We start from the raw sequence: 24,780 nt of genomic DNA, 5'->3' as shown, positions 1-24,780 counted from the left end.
TTATATACTTGATAAAGGCTGCCTGCTAATAAAGCGGTGCAGCCTTTGTTGTTTTAGTATATTAAAACGATGCGATCAGCTCCTTATTTCCCTTCGCATAAAAATGTAATAGGACCAGGCAAAGCAGACCATCATGGCGGCGGTGAGTCCACTGATCTGGGGCCAGACCATCAGAAAACTTTCGCGAAAGGAGAGTGGTGAAGGGATGGCGCCGACCATCTGTTCCATGGCGATAGGGCCAAGGCTGCGTACCGAAGGCATCAGCAGGGTGGTCGTGGCATCGGTATAGAGCTGGCTTGGCGATAAGCGAAGCAGATTTAAGATCAATTCATTGTAACCAAGATATTCCTGTTCGGAGATGTAATTGGGATTGGGTAAAAATGGTCGAATGGCCAAATTTACCAGGATAGGAAAGAATACAGTAAAAAATAGCCAGATGCCGATTGCGGTGAGTGCTGAAGTGGCCGGCTGACGAAAGCGGATCGACAACAGGATGGACAGGCTCAGCCAGAAAGCAACATATAGCACACTGATTAGAGTGAAACCCAAAATACGCAGCAATTCCTGGGGTTCTATCCGCACACCGGTACCAATGAGTCCGCCACCGATCATCAACAGGACCAACGCGATAAATAAGGTGCCTACGACAATCAGCGGGGCCAAAAACTTGGCAAACAGCAGATTGTCGCGGTAGATGGGCTGGGCCATCAGACGGGTGAGGGTACCATTGTTATATTCTGCATTGACGGCGTCAAAACCAAGGGCTATGCCCAATAATGGTGCTAGAAAGTTTAAAAAAACATGAAACGGCGGAATGGAATTATCCGTTGTGGTCAGGAGCTTGAGGTACAGAAATGACTGATCGGGATCACGCATATTGCTGACAGCGTCCTTGAGCCCCATGGAAGAAACATACAGGGATGCTCCGAAGGTCAGTACGATGAGCAGGATCAGAATAATAAAACGCCAGCTGCGGATATGTGCCGCGATTTCTTTGCGGACCAGCACCTGCATCGGAACGGATGGTCGGTTATTGATATCTTTTGAAGAAACCGTTGGATTTTTCATAGACAGTATTTGTTGTTATGCTGTTCTCAAAATATGTATTATAAATATCGTCGAGCTGGTAGTCATTGCGGTTTACGGAAACAATATCAGCACCATTGTTGACCAGAATGCGTACGGCGGCCGCGGTGGCATCGTTGTCGGTTATCAACTCGATCGAATGTCCTGTGATAGCAAGTTTGCGAATTCCAGGCAGCACATGGAGCGCTTGCTCAATTTTTGCGCTATCGCCTGGGGGCTGTTCAAGAGTAATGACTGTGCTGACTCCTTTCTGCTGTTGCAGGTTTTGGGCCAGGCTTTCAATAGAACCTTCGACAAGTAACTTACCGCCAACGAAAATGCCCACCCGATCGCATACTCGCTGTACCTGGTGGAGGTGGTGTGAAGAAAGCAGTACTGTAAGGTTATGCTCCCTGCTGAGCTTCTTGATGAGTTCCAGGAATTCATCAACGCCCTTGGGATCAATGCCCAGCGTAGGCTCGTCAAGAATGGCAACCTCGGGAGCCTTGATCAGCACCTCGGCCAAGCCCAGACGTTGTTTCATCCCGCGGGAAAAAGCACCCGTTTTTTTATGCATCTCCCGTTCGAGTCCCACGACATGCAACATGTCTTTAGCGGCAGCTTGTGCATAGGATTCTGTAAGTCCATTTAATTGGGCAATGAAGCATAGGTTTTCCAACGCTGTCATGTCCGGGTAGAAACCTACATTGTCGGGAAGGTAGCCAACTTTGCGTTTCACTGCGATAGGATTGCGCGTGGCATTATGGCCACAGACATGGGCTGTACCGGCCGTGGGTTCGGTCAGGCCCAGCATCATGAGAATACTGGTTGTCTTTCCGGCGCCATTGGGACCAAGTAGGCCAAAGATCTCTCCGCGATAAATATGCAGGTCCAACTTGTCTACGGCGGTTACTTTACCGTAGTTTTTGGTCAGGCCTGTCAATTGAATGATAGGATCCTTCATAATGATAGTCTTTTTGTCGCGCCCTTATCTGCGGCCGTATTTGCGGATAAGATAATACACCAAGCCAATAGCCAATACGATGACCAGCATGCCGATCCAGCCGGAAAGCAAAGAGGTCTTGACGATCATACGGAATGAAATGTCGGCGTTGCTGTTGGATGACTTGATCTCGAATTTGGCCGCATAGTCACCGGCGATAGTCTTGTCGGGAACTTTTAGGTTGACTTTGACGTCGATAGATTTACCTGCTTCGAGCTGTTTGATAGTCGAGGGATCGAAGCTTGCCTCCCATCTGCTGGGTAATTGGGACGTCAGTTCCAGTGTATTGAGCGGAAGAGTACCTGTGTTTTTGACTTTAAGCAGAATTTCCTTGCTGCTGCCGGATACGACTTCGTCGCTGAGTCTTCCACTTGGTGTGGTCAGCTCAAGTGCATAAGAGCCCTTGACGACTGCTTCCAGATCGAGTTGTAGGGTATCTTTTGAAGATATGGCTTTTACGGGGATTTTATATTTATCGGGCTTAGCAGTGATGGGACAACTGATTTCAATGCTGATTTCCTGTACTTTATTGGGCTGCATCTGTAGGGAAGTCACTTGCGATCCTTCTACGCGGTAGCTAATCTGCCATCCGTCGGGTAGCTGTGCATTCAAGTTGTAGTTGACCAATTGAGCAGATCCATTGGTCAGAGTCGTGGTATAACGAAAAGGTTCATTGCTAGGGGCCTCAATATTGATCAACCTCGCTTCAAAACTGGATTTGAGCGGTTTCACGGTTTGCCCCGATAGATAAAGGCTGTTTGCCAGCACAATAAGTGCGATAAAAAATGGCCTGAAAGAAAAATGTCGGTCTGTGTTTGTAATTAGTAATTTTGTTAACATGATCCAATAACTAAAATTTATATTTAAATAGAATATTAGCTTTTAAAAAATGTCGGTTTGGGGTATCAGGTACCTTTTTGAAAAAACCGCTCCCAAATTAAAAATCAATTTGATAAAAATCAAGGGTGAAAGAAAAAAACAATTGTAAAAAAAATGTGCTTAAATGAACTGTAAGCCGATAATTTGTGCTGAATGCCAGAGCGGACTGCCGTCAGTCGAAATTTACTGACCGGAAGGTCTTCTTAATAATAATCTTGGTGTTTTCTGCCAATTCATCCAGTGTGCAGTGTATTGATCGTAATTGTGTCTTCGGAACCTCTGTGTCGTTCAGGAGAAGATTGATGCGCAATCGCCGGATGTCCGAGGCCTCATGGTCGCCAAGTAATTCATCAAATAATTCCTGAATAATCTTTTCGCAGCTGTTCTGGTCGAAACTGGCGATAGTGATATAACGTCCGTGGCAGTACATCTGTAATTCAATATAATAATTCGATGTTTTCATAATCTTTGTATTAAAGACTGAAAAATAGGTTAGCCTCCAGTGGAGGCTAACCAAGTTAAAGTTGCTATTTGAATCTTTAGGATATTTCGATCAGTCGTGGTTCTTTCTGTTTGGCCTCTTCTTTTTTAGGTATTGTCAATCGCAGCATGCCATTTTCATAGCATGCCCGGATATTATCCTGGTCGACTACATCCTTCTGAAGCTCAAAGCTACGCTGGAAAGATTGATAACTGAACTCCCGGCGTGTGTAGTTTTCCTTATGTTCCTCATTTTGTTCCTCCTTAGCCGAGGATATGGTCAATAGGTTGCCATCGAGCGTCACCTTAAAATCATCTTTGGCCATGCCCGGGGCAGCGACCTCAACTTCAAAAGTATCTCCATTTTCCTTGATGTTGACCGCAGGAACCGTGGTACTTGTTGATGAGTAATTTTTGTTGTCCCAATTTAAAAGCTCACGGTTAAAATTATCAAACATGGGCGAAAAAAGTGAAAAATTGTTCCAGTTTCTTTTTGCAAGTTTCATAGTAACCTCCTTTTAATGAAGTATAACAATAATTTAAATTTGCCAGCCGGCCGACTGTATTAAATAATCCACAAAAAAAATACCGAGCTTAAAAAACTGAAATTTTTGCACCAAAACTGCCAAATTTTACATGATAAATTGACAGAAAAAATAGAGCTTTTAGAAAAAATGGCTATTTGAAGCTTTTTTAAACTATTTTTAATTGGATCTTGTCCTTATAATAATCCATTTGATGGATAACTTAGTTATAAAGGTCAGGATTCTTTTATGTTCCTGGCCTTTTCTTTTTTTTGTGGGAAACTTTCGGCTCCAACCGATTGTTTATAAGATAGAATAATCGGCACAATGGACCGTACATGCTGTCGGACTTGACACGGTTGAATGTGTGCTTGTCGATTAGGGACTAGAGATTAGGTATTAAATTAAAAATTGATATATGAAACGGGAACAAATTGAAGTGTGGATTGCCGAGGGATATAACATTCTGGAACATAATAAACCCAAAATCGTCCAGGGGGATGTCTGGGAATATCTAAACAAATGTGATGGACAGGGCACCGATGTGTATGCCCTGTCGGAGTTGGCAAACTGGTCGGATCGGGAATTGTCGGAATTGGAACTGCGTAAATATGCGAAGGAGTACGGGCAATTGGGGGAGAAGCAATTCCTACGCAATGAAGCCATCCGAACGAAACAGTTTGATAAGTATGTTGCATTCCTCAAACTATTTTATCCCAATAGTGTCGAAAAAGAGCTTGAGGAAGCTAAATTTTTGGCAGAAAGGGTACAGCAGCTGACCAAAGCAGAGATGGAACAATGGGTCGTATCCAACAATATCAATGTCCTATTGTCCGATTTAAACTGTTTGGATGAATCGGCTATCATTACGGGAATGGTTGTCCCCTCCGAAGAACTGGTAAGTTATACCGATGGGGGATTACAGGATACCATGGACTGTCATGTGACGCCCATGGAATTTTTTAGCCACACGAACCACACTGCTTATTGGATAGATCCAAAAATAAAAGCCTAGCATCAATGCCGGGCTTTTGCCTGTAAAATGGCTCTCGAATTATCTTTTCTGCTTAATCGACGACATGAGTCTGTACGGCCTTTTGCCAAGGCTGACGACTCTGGGTATATTTTTGCTTTTTGCCAATGGCGTCTTTCTGCTGATCTGACTTGTCCTTCTGTATTTTGCGCTGACTTTTACGAATCGTAACTGATCTAATGCGGATATTAAAATAGATCCGCTTGTTGTGATGTTATCCCTATCTTTAGGGTCAAATAGATTATAAAAGCAAAAAATGAACGTAAAAATAACAAAGTTGTTAAGTCTGCTAGTATTGATTTTCTGTATGGGCAAAGGCTTGTTTGCACAGAAATTCTATCCAAGAAATTTCATTCATCTATATACAGATGAAGGGGTTCAGGCAGATAAAATTGCTCGGTTAAATAGAAGCTACCTACTACCAACGGGATTCCAGGAGGTCAATGATAGCCTCTATATACATCCGCAGACGAAGGAAAGACTGTCGTTGTCCACCAGACAGCAGGACAATAAGAATGAACTGTTGCTGACTTATATTACGGCTGCCGATCTTAGCGTTTTTAGAGCGCGCTTGCTTGATTATGAGCCTAAGCTTGAGCAGATCGATGCGAATACCTATCAAGCTGCGTTTAACAATCCGGTGGTTAGGTATATGATCGCCGGGGATACCGCCATTGACAATAAGCGGCTTCATACCATAAAATTCCTGCTGATCTATGACAAAGGACAAAAATTTCCTTTTTCTTCGGATAATTACACATTTCCTGTTACGGAGACTTATCCGCTCCAGCATACAACCTGGTATTTTACAGCCAAATACGAAAGATCGCCATCAAATTCGGAGTACAATGAGATGAGAATAATATTCGGCAAAGAGAAGACCGCCTACAAGATTGATTTTGTGGATGATATCAATTTTAAGTTAACGTATACGGATCCGAAGAAAAAGACACATGTGTATCAGGGGCAATATCAAAACTACAAATCTGATATCTCCTTTTTTAACCGTCAGGGCGGATGGTCGGACAAGGATAAAACGGGTAGGGCGCTTGCAACCCCCGGCGAACAGTATATGGGTAAGGAATCATTTTATGAAGATCCTAAAAAGTTTGCGGAGGAGGCAGGGACGGCCAGATACTTTCGATTTATCTTTTTAAATAACTACCAAGCTATTTACCATTCTGATTTAGGTCTGATGGAATTGAGTAAACAGGAAGCCAGGGAACAGGAAGATATTTTAAGTATGCCTAGGCGGGAGAGGTAAAATTGTATAAAAATAGGTATATTGAAGTCAATATTAACATACAATTCATAACCAAAATAGTAAATGATGAAAAGGATAGGTCTTTTAGTTTATACCGCTGTCGCTGTATCCTGTCACCAGACGATAAAAAGTGGTCCCGCTGCAACCTCAACGACTGCATCTGAATCCACAATGGAAACAGCGGTGAATTTAGATTGGCTCAACGGAAATTGGAAGCGGGTGAACGAAGAAAAAGGAAAAGAAACTTTTGAAAACTGGGAAAAAATAAGCGTGACAGAATATGCAGGCTTTTCCTATACATTGCAAAAAGGGGATACCGTAAGCCAGGAGCAAATGTCGTTAATCGCAACGGATGGAAAATGGAGCTTATTCGTTAAAACTCCGGATGAAAAAAGACCTATTGAATTTAAGCTGGCAGAGCTTAAAAGCAACGAGTTTGTTTTTACAAATGATTCGATAGATTTTCCGAAACAAATCCAGTATTGGACCGAAAGTGGAAAGCTGAAAGCAAAAGTTTCTAATAAGGACATGGAAATTCCCTTTGAATTTGAGAAAATTCAATAGCTTAAATGGATTTTCATTAGGAATACGCCAAATATGTCTGGTGATTCCGGATGATTATATTTTTTAAATGAGGAAAGACAAAACCTGCCGTTTAAAGTTTAACTGTATAAGTTTGGCATAATATCTGTTAACATAGCAACGTGTGTTAATATAATTAATCTTAAATTGAAAAAAGGACTACAGGTAATGAGTAAAAAGTTTTTTGCCGTTTTATTGTTTTGTATCGTTACGGCATTTGTGCAAGCACAATCAATGAAAATAACACCGAAGGATTTTGTAGATACTAGCGATGAGTCCAAAAGCTATGTTGTGTTGAATTTCGCCGGTAGATCACAAAACGATCTCTATAAAGCGGCGCTAAAGTATGTGAATTCCTATTATAATAATCCTGAGAAAGTAACGACGAAAATCGATGGCGAGCAAATTGTGATCGATGCGATGGAGCAGAAGGCTGTTTATACCACCTATTTGGGTTCAAAAACGTACTATGATTTTTATTATAAGATTACCCTGGATTTCAAAGATTCGAAAATAAGGTTCGCACCGAATTACAAATATTTTGAGTCGCCGGGCGGAGCTGAATACCCGTTGAACGGTACGAATAACTTTATGTCAAAAAATGCATTGTATGGTAGCAATGGCAAAGTGGCCCGAAAAAGCTTGCAGGAAGGGTTAGATGCATTCATCAATAGGTATATCGCTGAATTCTCAAAGGGAATCAACGATAGCAAGTCGAATGACAATTGGTAGAAAAACCACCAAATAATATATAATGAGAGAGCCTCCGTATGGGGGCTTTTTTCGTTTATGGGTTATGGTGTGAAATACGAAGCTATCAAAAGGAATTTTTAGGTGCTATATTATATAATATGCCGTTGTTCCATAACGATTGTGGCGGCCTGCTGCAAGTTGACAACTTCTCCGATGACAATAATCGCCGGATGCCCGAGGCTATTCTCCAGACTAGCTCGCACAAGATCTTTCGCTTTACATAACACCTGCTTTTGTTGTGGTAGGCTCGCGTGCTGTATAATGGCCGCGGGTGTATCTCCTTTGCCATAGAGCACATAAGTACGTGCAATCTCATCAAGTTTACGCATCCCCATATAAATCACCACGGTCGATTTGCTCTGGACAGCTAGTGGAAGGTCGGCTGATAGGCTGCCATCTTTTTTCATACCGGTCAATGCCCATACACCTTCACTTACACCGCGATGCGTGAGCGGGATACTATTGAGACCTGCACCTTGCATGCTGCTGATTCCCGGAATATAGGTAACATTTATATTTTGGTCTTTCACGGTAAGCCATTCTTCAAAACCACGTCCAAAGAGGTAGGGATCTCCGCCTTTCAAGCGTACCACATGCTCAAAATTTTGACAATAGTAAAGAATAAGGTCATTTATTTCTTCTTGTGGTACGTATTTGCCATAAGGATGCTTGCCAACATAACGTTTTATACAGTTTTTATTCGCTATACTTAGGATTTCCTCGTTGATTAAGTTGTCATATAGGATAACTTGCGCATTTTCGATCGCTTTATAGGCTTTAATGGTGAGCAATTCTGGGTCTCCCGGACCAGCTCCAACAATAAATAATGATTTTTCGGTTGATTTTTTCATGTTTTACCTGTTTTTACTGTCTTTATGTATGTAAATGTATTAAAAATTATGATTAAAATCACAAAATATTTGATTGTTTGTAGTTTTTTAATGAAAAAATATGATAAAAATCATATTTTTGTTGATTATTTGATTTTTTATTTCATAAATTAGTGGTATGAAATCAGGTATATGGTTTTTTAATAAAAAAATAGATGTTATGGAAAGAAAAATGATTGTAATTATCGGAAATGGTATGGTCGGGAATAAGATTTGTGAAAAATTAAAACAAAAATCTCCCGATCTACAGATAACTGTGTTTGCAGAAGAGCCAATTCGTGCCTATGATCGCGTACATCTGACAGATTACTTTAAAATTTCATCGATTGATGAACTTTTTCTTTCAAAAAACGATTGGTACGCTGAGAATAACATTAAAATTCATTTAAATGACCCCGTTGTTGATGTAGATTTAAGTAAAAAAGAGGTTTGTTCATTGAAGGGTGAAATTATTCATTATGACTACCTCATCTTTGCAACAGGCTCGGCTGCTTTCGTACCGCCAATTCCGGGGATAGAAAAGCAAGGCGTATTTCTCTACCGGACTATTGAGGATCTAGAATTGATCAAAGCTTATGCGGCGAAAGCTAAAAAAGGAACGGTTATGGGGGGCGGACTGCTGGGTTTGGAAGCGGCAAAAGCCCTCGTTGACTTGGGTATTGAAGAAACAGCAGTCATTGAATTTGCGCCGCGATTGATGCCCAGGCAGATCGATGCAAGCGCGAGCGCCCTTTTAGAAGCTAAGTTGGCTGAATTGGGGCTGAGCTGTCAACTGCAAAAATCCACAAGCCAGCTACTCGGAGATGAACACCTTACTGGTATTGCTTTTAATGATGGTACGGTGCTCGAAACAGATATGCTGGTGATTTCTGCTGGTATCCGTCCGCGGGATGAGCTGGCAAAAAAAATTGGATTAGCCGTCGGAGAACGTGGCGGGATACTGGTCAATGCACAGATGCAGACTTCTGAGCCTGCTGTATATGCCATTGGGGAATGTGCGCTGGTTAATGACATGATTTATGGCTTGGTTGCTCCTGGTTATGAAATGGCGGAAATTGCCGCTTCTCATATCATAGGTGAAGAGAAATCTTTCAAGGGATTTGATATGAGTACCAAATTAAAACTGATGGGGGTGGATGTGGCTAGCTTTGGTGACCCTTTTGTCAGTGAGCCTTATGCACGGACGATCCTGCTGGAGGATCGCAATAAAGGTGTCTATAAACGATTGAACGTCAGTACGGACGGTACGCGTCTGCTCGGTGGAATTCTCGTGGGCGAGGCTACCAGTTACAACATGCTCCTGCAAATGGTCAACAATAGTATGCCTTTGGCTGAGCATCCCGAACTGCTGCTGTTTGACGAGAAGCGCGAGAGCAAATCGGCTTCTTCGGGATTGGAAGCCCTACCGGATCAGGCATTGATCTGCAGTTGTGAAGGGATTACCAAAGCGCAGATCTGTGATGCTGTGACCACACATAATTGTGAAAATGCAGAGGCTGTTAAAAAATGTACCAAAGCTGGTTCGGGATGCGGTGGTTGTGTACCTATGGTAAAAGATCTGGTCAACTATACCATGAAGCAACAGGGTAAATATATCCGTAATACAATATGTGAGCATTTTGACCTGAGCCGTCAGGAGCTGTACGACCTGATCAAAATACACGAGCTGAAAAGCTACGATCATGTGCTGGATGCTTTGGGCAGGGGGCACGGTTGTGAGGTATGCAAACCGCTGGTATCTTCATTGCTCGCTAGTCTCTGGAATGAAATGATCCTTGGTAAGGGAAATGATGTGGCACAGGATAGTAACGACCGTTACCTAGCCAATATACAGAAAGGCGGAACCTACTCTGTCGTTCCACGGATTCCGGGCGGTGAAATTACACCTGACAAGCTGATCGTTATCGGTGAAGTGGCTAAAAAATATAATTTATATACAAAAATTACGGGAGGACAACGCATTGATTTGTTTGGTGCACACCTCAATGACCTCCCGTTTATCTGGGAGGAACTTATCGCAGCGGGTTTTGAGAGTGGGCATGCTTATGGAAAGGCACTGCGTACCGTGAAAAGCTGTGTGGGTAGTACCTGGTGCCGATTTGGTCTGCATGACAGTGTGTCTTTTGCTATCCGCATTGAGGAGCGCTATCGTGGACTGCGGGCTCCGCATAAGCTCAAGTCTGCTGTCAGTGGCTGTATCCGTGAGTGCGCCGAAGCACAGAGCAAGGACTTTGGTATCATCGCGACGGAAAAAGGCTGGAATCTCTATGTCTGCGGAAACGGTGGTAGCAAACCTCAGCATGCGCTACTCTTGGCGGCCGATATTGATAGTGAAACCTGTATCCGGTATATTGACCGTTTTCTGATGTTCTATATCCGCACAGCAGACCCACTGACGCGTACTGCTCCTTGGCTCAATAAAATGGAAGGGGGGATCGACTATTTGCGGAATGTGGTGGTGGAGGATAGTCTCGGAATGGGAGAAGCTTGGGAACAGGATATGCAATTGCTTGTTGATAGCTACCGTTGTGAATGGAAGGCTGCAGTAGAGGATCCCAATATCCGTAAACGTTTTGTACATTTTGTAAACGCACCTGAGGAAAAGGACGATACGGTACAGTTTGACATGATGCGCGGACAGAAAAAAGCAGCCGATTGGAATCTAAAAACTATTTAAACATTATACAAAACCTTTTTAAAGAGAATCATATGGAAACGCAACTAGACACACAATGGCTTCAAGCCTGTAAAATAGAAGATGCTATCGAGAATGGCGGGGTTTGTCTCAAGCTAAACAATCAACAGGTCGCGCTATTTTATTTTGCACGCCGCAATGAATGGTATGCTACCCAGAATGAATGTCCGCACAAACGGCAGATGATTTTAAGCAGGGGAATGTTGGGTTCGCTGGGGGATACGCCAAAGGTGGCTTGTCCATTTCATAAGAAAACCTTTGCACTGGATACAGGGGAATGTCTCTCCGGTGATGAATGTGCAATTAAGACTTACCCTGTTAAAGTGGAAAACGGGAACGTGTATATCGGAATGATCGCTTAGGGCTTTCGGAACTATTTAAATGGAAAACTTTTAACGTAAATAAATTATGGATTACATTAGCCCCAAAGAAGTGGCGGGAACAATGATGAATACCGCTATCTACAAATCTTCCTTGCCGGTCCGGGATCTCCTGATCCGTGGTGCGCTTGCCGGTGCCTTATTGGCGATATCGGTGACGTTGGCCTTATTGGCGACTTCACAGACGGGTTTGAGCCTGGTGGGGGCATTTGTCTTTCCGGTGGGATTTGTCATTATCGTCATCCTTGGATTGGAACTTGTGACGGGAAGTTTCTCCCTTGTGCCCTTGGCCTGGTTTGAAGGAAAAATTGGTTTTAGGGTGATGGCGAACAATTTGTTTTGGGTATTCTTGGGAAATCTCTTGGGAAGTGTCCTTTTTGCGTTGCTATTCTGGGCTGCAAGCACTGAAACGGGGCAGATCAGTCAATTGGGTAATATCGAGCAGAGTCTGATCCTGATCAGTGAAAAGAAAACAATCGGCTATGGTGATCATGGCGCTGCGGGTTTATTTGCCGCTTTTGTCAAAGCGATTCTGTGTAATTGGATGGTCTGTATGGGCGTTGTGATGTCCATGACTTCCAAGTCTACTTTGGGTAAAATACTGGCCGCGGGCATTCCGATCTTTATATTCTTCGCGCTGGGCTATGAACATGCGGTGGTCAATATGTTTGTGATTCCTGCTGGAATGATGTTTGGTGCAAAAGTAAGCATCTCTGATTGGTGGCTTTACAATCAGCTTATCGTGACCGCTGGTAATATTGTTGGCGGTTTGTTGTTTACAGGAATGGCAATCTATTACACGTATAGCAGAAAAGGACAAGTATCGACCTCGCAAAACTAAATAGTTATGGCTAAAATAAAACAAATCACGGTCATGCTGATGCTGCATGTGCTCTCGCTGGCGGCCTATAGCCAGCAAAACCCCGTAAAAGCCAGTTTATTTGAGGGTATTTTGGTGGCGGGATACGCAGATCACGGTGCTTACATTAACTGTACGGGGCCTGCCGTGAAATATAATTTTGCTAAAAAGAGGGCTGTAATGCTCGGATTGCTGCCTACGTTGAAATTAAAGGATGACAAGGTGGAAGAAGGGAAGCCAAAGAATTCTTGGATTACCCCGACGCTTGGATTTGGTCTGACGCTGGTATCCGGACATATGGCCATCCAGTTGCCCGCTTTTTATAATGCAAAAACCAGTACTTCTGATGGGAAATGGAAATTGGGGATCGGAATGGGGTACAAATTTTAACGTTGACGTATAGATTGGGAAATATTTACGCTGGGGAGCACAAGATCATTTTTAAGTTGTTGGCTCCCCCTTTTTTATACTTCTTGTTCAGAAGCTAATCTGTTTAACTGCTGGAAATCTTTAATAAAAATTTTCTTTCCCTCAACCGTGATTGTTCCCATCGCCGCAAGTTCGCCAAGCATACGATAAAAGGTCTCGTAGGTAGTACCCACATAGGACGCCAAGTCTTTCTTGCTTAGTGCAAGACCAATGTAACCCTCGCTAGACCCAGCACCAAAAATACGGTGGAGCAGCAGTAGGCTCCAGGCTAATCTGTTTTTAACGGATAGTTGGACAAGATTGCACATCTTCTGCTCCGAGAGCTGTAACTCGTCAGCATAAAAGAGCATGAGTTGATAGCTTAGCTCAGAGTTGATGCGTAGCGTTGACATAAAAAAGGGTAGATCAATAAAACAGAGTTGTGTTGGTTCCAATGCGGTTGCTGAAATTGGATAGACAGCTTGTTCGGATGAAACGCCCCGATGGCCGACAATATCACCTTCTTTCGCGAAACGGACAATGATTTCCTTGTCGCTAAGGTTGCGGTGTACTTTGATAAGTCCAGATTGTACAAAATAAATACCGTGGACAGCTTCTCCTTCAGCGATAAACTGCTCGCCTTTTTTTACCTTGATCTGTTTTCGATGCAGATCGATCTGGCCAAGCCAATCCTTTAAAACATAGCGGCACATAAGGCAGGAGTGGTCACAGGTCGTTGCTTTTTTTGATTTCATCAATATTCGTTTCAGGTACTGAAGTGGTTTTATCTGCCCAAAGGTATTATCTATTCACTTAAATTCCTATTTTGTCTGCTATAAAAAACGGACGATAAGGCAATTTTAAATTTGCAGCCTGTGCAATCCTTTATTTTATTAACGCTTGATAAATGGTTGGCTATTGAGGATCCGATATAATTCTCTAATGTCAATAGTTTATGCTCATAGCGGTCTATTTTTGATGCAACAATAACGTTAACTATACAATCGTGGGTTTTTACCAGCGAATTTTTACTTATATTTGAGCTACGTTTGATCAATTATAATAGCCTAGTGAAAGCGAGACAACTTATTCTTCTGTGCATTTTTGCATTAGCTTACTGTACACCACTGCACGCGAACAAAGTAGATTCCTTATTGAACGTACTGGATAAAGCAATCCATAATCGGGCTGTCTATTTAGATGCCAAGATCCATCAGATTGATTCAATCAAAGGTTTATTGAAAGGCCTTTCAAGGGACAAAGAGCGCTACGAGATCCAAAATCAGCTAATTTTTGAATACCAGACGTTAAACTGTGACTCATCACTGGCTTATATAGACGGCAATATTGCGATAGCCAAACAGCTGAACGATAAGATGCTCATGACAGAAAGCCAAGTCAAATTGGCTTTTGTTCTTTCCATCTCTGGATTGTTTACCCAGGCATGGGATGTACTGAAGCAAATCGATTATGATGGACTGCCTCAGCACCTGAAGGTCCTCTACCACTGGAGCAATATCCGTTATTATGAAAATTTGATCAAATATACTGACCACGATAATTACAATACGGAGTACGAAAGTGAAATCGCCAAATCCAGAAGCAGCCTTATGGGGCTGCTCGATCCTAACTCAGATATGTACCTCAAGGAGAAATCATTTAAGCTCAAAGCAGAGGGTATGTTCAAAGAGTCCGGTGATATCCAGTTGCATTTGTTCAAAAAGGAAAAAAGTGATACACATGCCTATGGGATGTCTGCGATGGGTATTGCGATGATTGCTAAAGAACTAGGAAAAGCGCAATTGGCGGAAGAATATCTTATTATGGCCGCAATTACAGATGTCCGACTGGCAATTAAAGAAAACGAGTCATTATTGACCTTGGCGATTTACTTGAATAAAAAGGGTGATGTGAATAGAGCCTTTGCTTATATTCAGGCTGCTCTGGACGATGCCAACTATTACAATTCGCGCTTTCGCAATACTGTTATCGCACGCACACAACCTATTATTGAAGCGACCTATCTTGCCAAGATCGATCAACAGCGGAAAAATTTGCGTCTATATGCAATCGTAATTAGCATATTTGCAGTTATTTTGATCCTCACACTCTATTTCTTATTTAAGCAGATGAAGATTGTATCCCGTGCCCGAAAGAAGCTCAATATGACTAACGAGCAGCTGATCTTCGTCAACCATAAATTGGACGAGGCCAATCTTGTACGTGAACGTTATATCGGCTATTACCTCAACCAATGTGCGGTATATCTGGAGAAACTGGATGATTTTAGAAAAAATGTGTACCGTAAGGTCAAAAGCCGCCAGCTGGAAGACTTACAACAGCTGACTTCTTCCAATGAATCCCTGGAAAAATACGCACAGGATCTTTACGCTGATTTTGACCGGACTTTTTTGGAGGTATATCCCAATTTTGTTGATGAATTTAATAACCTCCTCCGGCCGGATGAACAGTACCAGCTGAAAAAGGATAAACTCAATACCGAACTCCGCATTTTTGCCCTGATCCGCCTTGGAATATCTGATGTCAATCAGATTGCCATCTTTCTGCGCTATTCGATGCAAACCATCTATAATTATAAGAGCAAGGTAAAGAGTAAGGCCATTGATGATGCCCAACATTTTGAAGAAAAAGTGCGAAAATTGGGCGCAGTATCCACAAATCAATTCTAAATCATTTACCAAAATAGCTTGCTTATTGTTTTGTAACTATTTGTTTGTGAGCTGATTGTTATCTTTTCTTTGTTATAATCGTTTACTAGGAGCCCTACTTGCACATGCAAGTAGGGCTCTTGCGTTATACATTTGTTTCTAAGGAAATGCCGATAGGACCAATACCAATTTAATAAATCTATTTTTACGTTTTACCTATCGTCACCCCCTGTACAATTTTAATCTTATGGGAAATTATTCTAGAAAAATCTTTTCGGCGGGATTTGCCGTTCTTCTGTCTTTGGGAACAGCCGTCCGGACTCTTGCGCAACAAATTTCACCCTTTAAGGATGGCGACCGCGTGGTCTTTTTGGGAAATAGCATTACGGATGGTGGGCATTACCACGCCTATATCTGGCTGTATTACCTCACACGTTTTCCCGAAATGAAATTGAAGGTATTCAACGCCGGGATCGGTGGGGATCGGGTGGTTGATATGCTTCGACGATTGGATGGCGATGTCTTCAGCAAGCAACCTACGGTATTGATCACGACTTTCGGTATGAACGATTCAGGCTATTTTGAATATAACGGTGATCAGCCTGAGGATTTTGCTGATACTAAGGTAAAAGAGTCGTATGATGGCTATAAGGAAATGGAACAACGATACAAAGGGTTGGTCGATACCCGCCTGGTATTGCTTGGAAGTACTCCTTATGATGAAAATGTGGTGATCAAGGATAATAAGCCCTTTAAAAATAAAAACAAGGCTATGAAACGCATCGTCGATTTTCAGCGTGAATCTGCTAAAAGTAATGGCTGGGAATTCTATGATTTCAATCAGTCCATCAGCGCAATCAATGCGAATTTTCAGCAAAAGGATCCGTCTTTCACCTTATCGGGAAGTGACCGTGTGCACCCAGATAATAATGGGCATATGGTGATGGCTTACTTATTCTTGAAAGCACAGGGATTTGCCGGTCAAGGGGTAGCAACAGTAGGCATTGACGCCCCGAAACAACGGGTGACAGCAGCAAAGAACTGTACGGTTGAAAATGTCAAAAAAGCTGGAAATAACCTCAATTTTGATTATCTCGCGGCGGCACTACCTTATCCCATGGATACAGTCGCTAGAGGCTGGGGGGCTAAATATAGTCAGCACGATGCGGTTAAGATCGTCCCTTTTATGGAAGAAATGAATCAGGAAATCTTGCAGGTAAAGGGACTTAAAGGAAACTACACCTTATGGATTGACGATCAGGAAATCGGTGTATGGTCTGCTGCGGATCTCGACAAAGGGATCAATCTAGCGAATCAGACACGGACACCCCAATATCAACAGGCCTTGAAAGTGATGTTTCTCAATGAAGAACGCTGGGAGATTGAACGCCGCTTCCGTGATCTGGCCTGGGTGCAGTATAATTTTTTTCTTCCCAAAGGACTGTTGAATGCCGACAATCGCAAGGCAATCGAGGTCATGGATCAACATGTAGCCACAGATGGTTGGGTGCGCGCAAAAAGAGATCTTTATGCCAAAGCGATGTATCCTGAAGTACGTGCAGCCTGGCAAAGCCAGATTGATGATCTGCAGCAGCGGATGAATGAAGTAAATCAACCTGTTAAACGGTCTGTGCGTCTTGTACAGCTGAAAAAATAGTGGCATGACCGGGTTGAAAAAAATAGCAGTTATTTTGTTTCTTGTGTTGGTATCGGCAGCTGGTCTGCGGGGGCAGCAGCAAGCTTATTTTGTCGATGGTTACCACGGCGGGGTTTACGGACACTACCCCCTTTGGGTAACGTCATTTATGCTCGACCATCTGGAAGCAGTGCCAAGCTGGCGAATTGGACTTGAGATTGAACCGGAGACCTGGGATACGGTCAAGGTCAAGGATCCTGCTGGCTATGCACGTATGAAGGAATGGGCGAAGGATCCGCGTCTGGATTTTACAAATCCAACCTATGCGCAACCTTATCTGTATAATATCTCTGGTGAAAGTATCATTCGCCAATTTGCTTATGGCATGGCCAAATACCAGTCGCATTTTCCGGGTATTAATTTTACAACCTATGCTGCGGAAGAACCTTGTTTTACAAGCAGCTTACCCCAAATACTCAGGCAATTCGGATTTCAGTATGCGGTACTTAAATCTCCAAATACCTGCTGGGGAGGCTACACAAGAGCATATGGTGGTCAATTTCTGAATTGGGAAGGGCCTGATGGCACAGCAATCCTTACGGTACCCCGTTATGCAAACGAGGCTTTTGAAAAAAACTCAACCTGGCAGACTACGGCCTGGACCAATACTGCGGAATATTGGAAGAGCTGTTATGATGCTGGAATTATGAATCCAGTCGGTATGTGCTACCAGGATGCTGGATGGAAAAATGGTCCCTGGATGGGAACGTCCGAAAAGGTAAAAAATAATGTGCGCTACACCACCTGGACGGAATATTTTAGGTCGGTCCCGGCTGGAGGAGCTTTGCCCCGCTGGAAAATGGGACAAGAGGATATTTTGGTCAATTTAATGTGGGGCAGCCAGGTATTGCAGCGCATCGCACAACAGGTACGCCAGGCTGAAAATCGTATACTCCAGGCTGAAAAGATCGGAGCCATGGCTTTTATGGATCATGGCTTCGTGCCGGATGGTAAACGTCTTGACGAAGCCTGGCGGACGTTGATGATGGCACAGCACCATGATTCCTGGATTGTGCCTTACAATAAGTTGCATAAGGAGCAGACTTGGGCTCAGGCTATCGAAGAATGGACCAGCAATACGCTGACCATTGCGGATCAATTGATCCAGCAGGCAAATGCTTCTTATGCGACTTCCACGCGGAGCAGTAATGCTGAACTGGGCTATATACGGGTTTATAATACGCTAGCCCGGCACCGAAAGGAATGGGTACAGGTGCGCTTACCTGCAGATGTGGATGATGTCACCGTGTGGACTGGAAAGTACCAGGTATTGCCCGCGCAATGCCATCATATGGCTGGCGGTAAGGTCGTGGAATTTGAAGCGGAGGTGAACGGCTTTGGCTATGCTACCTATCAGCTTAGGGCAGCTCAACCTATTACGCTAGGGCAATCTAAATCGGGTGAACCGAAAAAGATTGTCCGTTTTGACAATGAAGGTAATTGTATTCTCGAAAATGAATTGTACAGGATTGTGCTGGACAAAAAGCAGGGGGGAACAATCAAGAGTCTGATTGCCAAATACGCAAATCAAAAGGAATTTGCGACACAAGATGGGGCTTATCGGATGGGAGAAATCGCTGGACATTTTTATGAGGCTGGGAAATTTTATTCTTCAAAAGACAGCCCCGCGGCGTTCGCTGTCGTACAGGACGATGGCCTGAAAACAACGGTCAAGATAACAGGGGAAATAAATGGACATCCTTTTGTTCAGTTGCTATCGCTTGTAAAAGGACAGCAACGCATCGATATGGATCTGACCATCGACTGGAAAGGCAATGTTGGGATCGGTGAATATAAGCAACAAAAGAAATGGACAGACAATAGACGTGCCTTTACGGACGATCGCTATAAGTTAAAAGTCATGTTTCCGTCAGCGATAAAGCAAGGGAAAATAGCCAAAAATGCCCCTTTTGACGTCACTGAAAGCGGCTTGGAAGACACCTTTTTTGGCCAGTGGGATCAGATTAAGAACAACGTTGTGTTGAACTGGGTAGATCTCTTTGACGAAAATAGCCAATATGGCCTCGCGGTACTGACCGACCATACAGGGTCATACGTCCACGGTAAGGAATACCCATTGAGTCTGACAGCGCAATACTCGGGTTTGGGATTGTGGGGGATGGATTATAAGATCACTGGGCCATTACACATGCGCTATGCCTTGATACCTCATGAAAAGAATTGGAATATAGCGCGTATCGCAGGCCGAAGCAATGCATGGAACGAACCATTATTGGCATCCTATCATCCCAATATCGAAGTCAGAGATCGCCAGTTGATCGCACTTTCGGATGATAATTTGGAAATATCGGCCATGCAGTTGGACCATGGACAACTTAGCTTACGCCTGTTTAATACGGGCAATAAACAGGCACCATCAACTGTCACCATAAACTTTCCAGCAACTTCGCTGCAGGAAGTCCTGCTGAATGGTGAACACAAAGGGAATATTTCCTTTAGAAAGATGGCAGAGGATAGGAAAGCTTTTGTCGTGCAGCTGCCACAATTCGGAATCAGGACCTTTAAAGTCAATAAATAGAACCTAAAAACGATAAATCACTATGAATAAATTATATGGACTGCTATCTTGTTTTGTTATCGCACTAACACTGTCTTCGACATCTTGTGCTAATCGCCGATATCATCCTGTTTCCAGTCCAGCAGACTATGTCAATCCATTTATTGGTGCCAGTACAAGCGTTGGCGCTGCAGGCACGTATCATGGTCTAGGTAAGACTTTTCCGGGGGCAACGACACCCTATGGCATGGTGCAGGTGAGCCCTAACACGATTACAGGCGGTGACAACAGCCCAGGGTATAGTTACGAGCATCGCAGTATTGAAGGTTTTGCCTTCACGCAGATGAGTGGAGTGGGTTGGTACGGCGATCTCGGAAATTTCCTGGTGATGCCTACCATTGGTAAGTTGCGTACCATTGCCGGAAAGGAAGATGGTAGTGTGAGAGGCTATCGTTCGCCTTACAACAAGTCCAGTGAGGTTGCTCAGGCTGGATATTATGCGGTTGATCTTGAACGGTATCATATCCGGGTGGAGGCTACCGCTGCGCCACATAGCGGCATGCTGCGTTTTACCTTTCCGCAAAGTAAGGAATCCCGCATCCAGATTGACCTTGCGCGTCGCGTCGGCGGCACAGCGATACAGCAATATGTCCGAAAAGTAGATGACTATAGTATTCAGGGATGGATGCGCTGTACGCCTGAGGGGGGCGGCTGGGGTGATGGCGACGGCAAGGCGGATTATACGGTTTACTTTTATGCACGCTTCGATAAACCCCTAAAAAAACACGGTATCTGGTCGGCAGCAATCCCCGACGACTGGAAGCGTAAGCGTGATGATATACAGTCCATCCCTTACCAAAGTCGGGTAGCCGAAGCGAAAGTGTGGCCCGGAAAAAATGAAATGGAAGGCAAACACCTCGGGGTATTCTCCGAATTTGAAACCAGTCAGGGCGAGCAGGTCAATCTACAGGTCGGCATTTCTTTCGTCGATATGCAGGGCGCCGAAAATAATTTAAAAAAGGAAATAGCAGGCAAAAATTTCGATCGTGTCCGTCGGGAAGCGAAAGAAATGTGGGATGCACAGCTATCAAAAATCGCTGTCAACGGCGGTACAAAGGATCAAAAAACGATCTTTTACACCTCATTGTACCATACCATGATTGATCCGCGCATCTTTACGGATGTCGATGGGCGTTATGCGGGTGGTGATAACAAAATCCGCCGTAGTCAGGGCTTTACCAAACGGACAATTTTTAGTGGCTGGGATGTCTTCCGGTCGCAATTTCCACTACAGACTTTGATCAACCCCTCCTTGGTAAATGATGAGCTCAATTCATTGATCAGTCTGGCTGACGAGTCTGGAAAGGGGTATTTTGAACGTTGGGAATTATTAAATGCGTATTCTGGCTGCATGATCGGCAATCCTGCGCTATCGGTATTGGCAGATGCTTATGCGAAAGGGATACGCAATTACGATGTATCCAAAGCATTAACCTACGCGATCAATACCTCCAAACGGTTTGGCAACGATTCGTTAGGCTACACTCCGGGGGCATTGAGCATTTCGAATACGCTGGAATATGCGTACACCGACTGGTGCATTGCGCAGCTGGCAAATGGATTGAACAAGACTGATATGGAACAAGTGTATTTGGCCAAAAGCCAAGCTTACCGAAAGATATTTGATCCAGAAAAAGGCTGGTTCAGACCCCGGAAAAGTGACGGATCATGGGAAGAATGGCCCGAGAATGCACGCACTAAAGAGTGGTATGGTACGATTGAAAGTAACCCATATCAACAGGGCTGGTTTGTGCCACATGATATTCCGGGCATGATCGAGTTGATGGGTGGGAAAGAAAAAACCTTAGCGGACCTAACAGATTTTTTTGAGAAGACGCCTGAAAATATGCTCTGGAACGATTATTATAATCATGCCAATGAGCCAGTGCATTTAGTTCCCTTTTTGTTCAACCACCTGAATGCGCCTTACCTCACCCAAAAATGGACCCGTTACATCTGCGACAACGCGTATAGCAATGCTGTAGAGGGGATCGTGGGAAATGAGGATGTAGGACAGATGTCGGCCTGGTACGTGCTGGCTGCATCGGGGATACATCCCTCTTGTCCGGGGTCAACACGCTTTGAAATAACAAGCCCCATATTCCAGGAATTGTCTTTTCAGCTGGATCCTAATTATTTCTCGGGTAAAAGGTTTCGCATTGTCGCTCACGATAATTCGCCGGACAATATGTATATCCAACGGGCAGTCCTAAACGGAAAACCCTATGCTAAAAATTACATTGACTTTAAAGATATGGTGGCCGGGGCAACTTTGGAGCTCTATATGGGGCCTAATCCAAACAAAGACTGGGGGATCGAATGAAAAAAAGACTAGTATATATACTGCTATTCCTACAGCTGGCGCTTGTAGGCTATGGTCAAGTACGCGAGATTTCGCTCAATAGTGATAATCCTGCGATTCGCTGGGAAATAAAGCCGCAATCGGATCTGCCTTATTCAGGGCAGGAAATAGCACAACCCAATTTTCGGATCAAAGACCCCGTACGTGGTATTGTCCCGGGTGTCGTCTTTACCGCTTATGTGAATCAGGGACTTGTACCGGATCCCAATTTTTCAGACAACATCTACCGCGTAGATGAACAGTTATTCAACCGTCCGTTCTGGTACCGTACCTCTTTCCGCCTCCCTGCAGACTATAGAAAGGGGCAGCGTGTATGGATTCATTTTGACAATACCAACCGCTATGCTGACTTCTTCTGCAATGGGGTGAAGCTATCGGGTGTAGCAGGCTCTACGAGAGATGTCAGTGGCCATATGTTGCGCAGTAAATTTGATATTACGGATCTGGTGCGTATGGGGCAGGAAAATGCAATTGCGGTGTTGATTACCGATGCCGATCAGAAAAAAACACGTACAGCAAAAGAACCGTTTGGCGTAACGGCAAGCCCCACGTACTTGGCTGCAGCTGGCTGGGACTGGATGCCTTATGTGCCGGGACGCTTGGCTGGGATTACCGGCAATGTATCGCTGCACTTTGGTGGCGACGTCAGTATGGAAGACCCCTGGATGCGGTCCGACCTGGAAAGCAATGAGTTTGCTTATCTGGACTTTTCGACTGATCTAAAAAATGCGGGGGACCAGACCAAAGAAATAACGCTGGAAGGAGTCATCAAGCCCGGAGATATCCGATTTTCTAAAAAAGTAAAAGTTCCGGCACATAGCACCCAAAAGGTATATATCACCCGCAACGAGGTGAAGGAATTTTTGATCAAACAGCCGCTGCTATGGTGGCCAAATGGTTATGGGGAGCCGAATTTATATCGTTGTGCACTTACCGCCAAAATTGCTGATGAGATCTCGGATCAGAAGGAGTTCCAGTTTGGGATCCGTAAATATGAGTACCATTATGTGCGTAATAAAGCGGGATGGCCAGTGCTGAATTTCTATATCAACGGAAAAAAGATCTATCTCAAAGGTGGGAATTGGGGAATGAGCGAATACTTGCTCCGCTGCCAAGGGGAAGAGTACGGTGTCAAGGTCAAACTTCATAAGGATATGAATTATAACATGATCCGCTTGTGGACGGGCTCAATCACGGACGATGCTTTCTATGATTATTGCGATCGTTATGGGATGATGGTGTGGGACGATTTTTGGCTCTATGTGGCGTATAACGATGTGGCCAATGATGATGATTTTAAAGCAAATGCGCTCGATAAAGTAAAACGATTGCGAAATCATGCCAGCATAGCGATCTGGTGCGGCGCCAATGAAACGCGTCCAAAACCCGAACTGGATAATTATCTGCGTGCTATTGTGGCATCGGAAGACCATAATGACCGGCTGTATAAGTCCAGTTCCAATCAGGATGGACTTTCGGGAAGCGGATGGTGGGGCAACCAACCGCCGCGGCACCATTTTGAAACTTCGGGAAGCAACCTGGCCTGGAACGATCCTCCTTACCCTTATAGCAGCGACTACGGCTATGGCCTACGTACGGAAATTGGAACGGCCACTTTCCCCAATTATGAAAGTATCGTGAAGTTTATCCCAAAGGACAAACTTTGGCCATTGCCTACGGACGAACAGCTCAAATCGGAAGATGACAATGTGTGGAATAGGCATTTTTTTGGTAAGGAAGCCTCGAACGCCAGTCCTATCCAGTATAAAAATGCGGTCAATAAACAGTATGGCGAATCGATGAATTTAGCTGCATTTGCTGAAAAGGCGCAATACCTTAACCTTGAAGTCATGAAGGGCATGTATGAAGCCTGGAACGACAAACTCTGGGACGATGCAGCAGGCATGCTGATCTGGATGAGCCAATCGGCCTACCCTTCATTTGTATGGCAGACGTATGATTATTATTACGATGCAACGGGCGCCTATTGGGGGGCGAAAAAGGCCTGTGAGCCGGTACATGTACAATGGAATGCATCCAACAACAGTGTCAAGGTCATCAATACAAGCTTAAAGAACCTGGATTCGGTATGGATTTCGGCGCAGACCTTTGATATGGATGGTCGGGAGATTAAAAAATATGGCCTTCGGACCAATGCTACTGTACATTCTAATGTGGCGATGGAGGTCTTTCGTCTAAATTTTGGCGGCGAACAAGAAGATACAGCCTTGTCGGATCTACACTTCATCAAGCTTACCCTGAAGGATAGAAAGGGCGTTTTGCTGTCTGAAAATTTCTATTGGCGAAATGGCCGAAAAGAGCTGGATTATACCAGCCTAACTAGCTTACCGAAGGCCAAGCTTGAATTTGACTATAAAAAAGAAGCGGGTACCGAAGGTATTGTGCTCCGGATCGTTAACCGTGGAACGACAATATCATTTGGTAATCGCTTGCGCCTGGTTGATGCAGCAACAAATGAACGGATTTTGCCGCTCATGATTTCGGATAATTATTTTACTCTAATGCCGGGTGAGGAAAAGTTTGTTCGGCTTACGGAATCTCATGCACAGCAATTGAAAAATGTGAAGCTGCTATGGAAGCAATATGGTCATGCCGAAAAGGAAACATTGAAACTAAAGAACATTTTTTAAAGATGATAC

20 protein-coding genes are annotated in these 24,780 nt (G+C 43.9%); 13 read left to right on the top strand and 7 right to left on the bottom strand.

The features are described 5' to 3' along the window. Window positions 1–75: 75 nt before the first annotated feature. The 5 genes from G6053_RS22320 to G6053_RS22300 form a co-directional block, all read right to left on the bottom strand. A complete protein-coding gene (locus G6053_RS22320) occupies window positions 76–1,068 on the bottom strand; it encodes an ABC transporter permease subunit (RefSeq protein ID WP_165308530.1) in 993 nt (330 codons plus the stop codon). Continuing rightward, complete coding sequence (locus tag G6053_RS22315) at window positions 1,031–2,029, bottom strand: ABC transporter ATP-binding protein (protein WP_165308529.1); 999 nt, start codon at window positions 2,027–2,029, stop codon at window positions 1,031–1,033. The genes G6053_RS22320 and G6053_RS22315 overlap by 38 nt, the downstream gene beginning before the upstream one ends. A 24-nt stretch (window positions 2,030–2,053) precedes the next feature. Then, window positions 2,054–2,908 carry an NEW3 domain-containing protein gene (locus G6053_RS22310; protein ID WP_165308528.1) on the bottom strand — a complete coding sequence of 285 codons (855 nt, stop codon included), beginning with the start codon at window positions 2,906–2,908 and terminating at the stop codon, window positions 2,054–2,056. A 211-nt stretch (window positions 2,909–3,119) separates the two neighbouring features. After that, window positions 3,120–3,410: a hypothetical protein gene (locus tag G6053_RS22305; protein WP_165308527.1), complete on the bottom strand. Its 291-nt coding sequence runs from the start codon at window positions 3,408–3,410 to the stop codon at window positions 3,120–3,122. Window positions 3,411–3,486: 76 nt separating this feature from the next. Then, a complete protein-coding gene (locus G6053_RS22300) occupies window positions 3,487–3,933 on the bottom strand; it encodes an Hsp20/alpha crystallin family protein (RefSeq protein ID WP_165308526.1) in 447 nt (148 codons plus the stop codon). Between the two features lie 436 nt (window positions 3,934–4,369). Here G6053_RS22300 and G6053_RS22295 point away from each other — a divergent pair, with 436 nt between their 5' ends. The 4 genes from G6053_RS22295 to G6053_RS22280 all read left to right on the top strand — a co-directional run bounded on the left by G6053_RS22295 (window position 4,370) and on the right by G6053_RS22280 (window position 7,562). Beyond that, window positions 4,370–4,966 carry a hypothetical protein gene (locus G6053_RS22295; RefSeq protein WP_165308525.1) on the top strand — a complete coding sequence of 199 codons (597 nt, stop codon included), beginning with the start codon at window positions 4,370–4,372 and terminating at the stop codon, window positions 4,964–4,966. Window positions 4,967–5,240: 274 nt separating this feature from the next. After that, a complete protein-coding gene (locus tag G6053_RS22290) occupies window positions 5,241–6,248 on the top strand; it encodes a hypothetical protein (protein WP_165308524.1) in 1,008 nt (335 codons plus the stop codon). Window positions 6,249–6,311: 63 nt separating this feature from the next. Continuing rightward, the gene (locus tag G6053_RS30680; RefSeq protein ID WP_206531799.1) at window positions 6,312–6,812 is read left to right on the top strand and encodes a DUF6265 family protein; all 501 of its coding nucleotides are present in this window, start codon (window positions 6,312–6,314) and stop codon (window positions 6,810–6,812) included. Window positions 6,813–6,998: 186 nt separating this feature from the next. Continuing rightward, the gene (locus tag G6053_RS22280) at window positions 6,999–7,562 is read left to right on the top strand and encodes a DUF4468 domain-containing protein (RefSeq protein WP_165308523.1); all 564 of its coding nucleotides are present in this window, start codon (window positions 6,999–7,001) and stop codon (window positions 7,560–7,562) included. A gap of 110 nt (window positions 7,563–7,672) precedes the next feature. On the opposite strand, the gene cobA is transcribed toward G6053_RS22280, so the two are convergent. Next, entirely contained in the window at window positions 7,673–8,434 is a 762-nt protein-coding gene (gene cobA, locus G6053_RS22275; RefSeq protein ID WP_165308522.1) for a uroporphyrinogen-III C-methyltransferase, read from the bottom strand. Between the two features lie 199 nt (window positions 8,435–8,633). Here cobA and nirB point away from each other — a divergent pair, with 199 nt between their 5' ends. From nirB to G6053_RS22255, 4 genes are read left to right on the top strand one after another with little or no spacing between them, the layout of a single operon-like run. Continuing rightward, the gene (gene nirB, locus G6053_RS22270; RefSeq protein ID WP_165308521.1) at window positions 8,634–11,150 is read left to right on the top strand and encodes a nitrite reductase large subunit NirB; all 2,517 of its coding nucleotides are present in this window, start codon (window positions 8,634–8,636) and stop codon (window positions 11,148–11,150) included. Window positions 11,151–11,182: 32 nt separating this feature from the next. Next, window positions 11,183–11,530 (top strand): nitrite reductase small subunit NirD, encoded by a 348-nt coding sequence (gene nirD / locus G6053_RS22265; protein WP_108635626.1) that lies wholly within the window; start codon window positions 11,183–11,185, stop codon window positions 11,528–11,530. A 46-nt stretch (window positions 11,531–11,576) separates the two neighbouring features. Then, window positions 11,577–12,389, top strand: coding sequence for a formate/nitrite transporter family protein (locus G6053_RS22260; protein WP_165308520.1), 813 nt, complete (start codon window positions 11,577–11,579; stop codon window positions 12,387–12,389). A gap of 6 nt (window positions 12,390–12,395) precedes the next feature. Beyond that, entirely contained in the window at window positions 12,396–12,797 is a 402-nt protein-coding gene (locus tag G6053_RS22255) for a hypothetical protein (RefSeq protein ID WP_241254808.1), read from the top strand. Between the two features lie 74 nt (window positions 12,798–12,871). On the opposite strand, the gene G6053_RS22250 is transcribed toward G6053_RS22255, so the two are convergent. Continuing rightward, the gene (locus G6053_RS22250; RefSeq protein ID WP_165308519.1) at window positions 12,872–13,570 is read right to left on the bottom strand and encodes a Crp/Fnr family transcriptional regulator; all 699 of its coding nucleotides are present in this window, start codon (window positions 13,568–13,570) and stop codon (window positions 12,872–12,874) included. Between the two features lie 315 nt (window positions 13,571–13,885). Here G6053_RS22250 and G6053_RS22245 point away from each other — a divergent pair, with 315 nt between their 5' ends. The 5 genes from G6053_RS22245 (at window position 13,886) to G6053_RS22225 (ending at window position 24,771) form a co-directional block, all read left to right on the top strand. Beyond that, on the top strand, window positions 13,886–15,505 hold the full coding sequence (locus G6053_RS22245) for a DUF6377 domain-containing protein (RefSeq protein ID WP_206531798.1): 1,620 nt from the start codon (window positions 13,886–13,888) through the stop codon (window positions 15,503–15,505). A 226-nt stretch (window positions 15,506–15,731) separates the two neighbouring features. Then, window positions 15,732–17,141 carry an SGNH/GDSL hydrolase family protein gene (locus tag G6053_RS22240; protein WP_165308518.1) on the top strand — a complete coding sequence of 470 codons (1,410 nt, stop codon included), beginning with the start codon at window positions 15,732–15,734 and terminating at the stop codon, window positions 17,139–17,141. Between the two features lie 4 nt (window positions 17,142–17,145). Next, window positions 17,146–19,719, top strand: coding sequence for a glycoside hydrolase family 38 C-terminal domain-containing protein (locus G6053_RS22235; RefSeq protein WP_165308517.1), 2,574 nt, complete (start codon window positions 17,146–17,148; stop codon window positions 19,717–19,719). A 22-nt stretch (window positions 19,720–19,741) separates the two neighbouring features. Beyond that, window positions 19,742–22,081: a GH92 family glycosyl hydrolase gene (locus tag G6053_RS22230; RefSeq protein WP_165308516.1), complete on the top strand. Its 2,340-nt coding sequence runs from the start codon at window positions 19,742–19,744 to the stop codon at window positions 22,079–22,081. Beyond that, window positions 22,078–24,771, top strand: a complete 2,694-nt coding sequence (locus G6053_RS22225) for a glycoside hydrolase family 2 TIM barrel-domain containing protein (protein WP_165308515.1) — start codon at window positions 22,078–22,080, stop codon at window positions 24,769–24,771. Before G6053_RS22230 ends, G6053_RS22225 begins: the two co-directional genes overlap by 4 nt. Window positions 24,772–24,780: the final 9 nt, after the last annotated feature.

It is taken from the genome of Sphingobacterium sp. DR205, assembly GCF_011064245.1.
GTDB lineage: Bacteria > Bacteroidota > Bacteroidia > Sphingobacteriales > Sphingobacteriaceae > Sphingobacterium > Sphingobacterium athyrii.
This window is presented reverse-complemented; position numbering and strand designations above follow the sequence as displayed.

Excerpts from the sequence above, each read along its gene's own strand:
- G6053_RS22320 (WP_165308530.1), bottom strand. The coding sequence starts at position 1,068 with ATGAAAAATCCAACGGTTTCTTCAAAAGATATCAATAACCGACCATCC.
- G6053_RS22315 (WP_165308529.1), bottom strand. The coding sequence starts at position 2,029 with ATGAAGGATCCTATCATTCAATTGACAGGCCTGACCAAAAACTACGGT.
- G6053_RS22310 (WP_165308528.1), bottom strand. The coding sequence starts at position 2,908 with ATGTTAACAAAATTACTAATTACAAACACAGACCGACATTTTTCTTTC.
- G6053_RS22305 (WP_165308527.1), bottom strand. The coding sequence starts at position 3,410 with ATGAAAACATCGAATTATTATATTGAATTACAGATGTACTGCCACGGA.
- G6053_RS22300 (WP_165308526.1), bottom strand. The coding sequence starts at position 3,933 with ATGAAACTTGCAAAAAGAAACTGGAACAATTTTTCACTTTTTTCGCCC.
- G6053_RS22295 (WP_165308525.1), top strand. The coding sequence starts at position 4,370 with ATGAAACGGGAACAAATTGAAGTGTGGATTGCCGAGGGATATAACATT.
- G6053_RS22290 (WP_165308524.1), top strand. The coding sequence starts at position 5,241 with ATGAACGTAAAAATAACAAAGTTGTTAAGTCTGCTAGTATTGATTTTC.
- G6053_RS30680 (WP_206531799.1), top strand. The coding sequence starts at position 6,312 with ATGATGAAAAGGATAGGTCTTTTAGTTTATACCGCTGTCGCTGTATCC.
- G6053_RS22280 (WP_165308523.1), top strand. The coding sequence starts at position 6,999 with ATGAGTAAAAAGTTTTTTGCCGTTTTATTGTTTTGTATCGTTACGGCA.
- cobA (WP_165308522.1), bottom strand. The coding sequence starts at position 8,434 with ATGAAAAAATCAACCGAAAAATCATTATTTATTGTTGGAGCTGGTCCG.
- nirB (WP_165308521.1), top strand. The coding sequence starts at position 8,634 with ATGGAAAGAAAAATGATTGTAATTATCGGAAATGGTATGGTCGGGAAT.
- nirD (WP_108635626.1), top strand. The coding sequence starts at position 11,183 with ATGGAAACGCAACTAGACACACAATGGCTTCAAGCCTGTAAAATAGAA.
- G6053_RS22260 (WP_165308520.1), top strand. The coding sequence starts at position 11,577 with ATGGATTACATTAGCCCCAAAGAAGTGGCGGGAACAATGATGAATACC.
- G6053_RS22255 (WP_241254808.1), top strand. The coding sequence starts at position 12,396 with ATGGCTAAAATAAAACAAATCACGGTCATGCTGATGCTGCATGTGCTC.
- G6053_RS22250 (WP_165308519.1), bottom strand. The coding sequence starts at position 13,570 with ATGAAATCAAAAAAAGCAACGACCTGTGACCACTCCTGCCTTATGTGC.
- G6053_RS22240 (WP_165308518.1), top strand. The coding sequence starts at position 15,732 with ATGGGAAATTATTCTAGAAAAATCTTTTCGGCGGGATTTGCCGTTCTT.
- G6053_RS22235 (WP_165308517.1), top strand. The coding sequence starts at position 17,146 with ATGACCGGGTTGAAAAAAATAGCAGTTATTTTGTTTCTTGTGTTGGTA.
- G6053_RS22230 (WP_165308516.1), top strand. The coding sequence starts at position 19,742 with ATGAATAAATTATATGGACTGCTATCTTGTTTTGTTATCGCACTAACA.
- G6053_RS22225 (WP_165308515.1), top strand. The coding sequence starts at position 22,078 with ATGAAAAAAAGACTAGTATATATACTGCTATTCCTACAGCTGGCGCTT.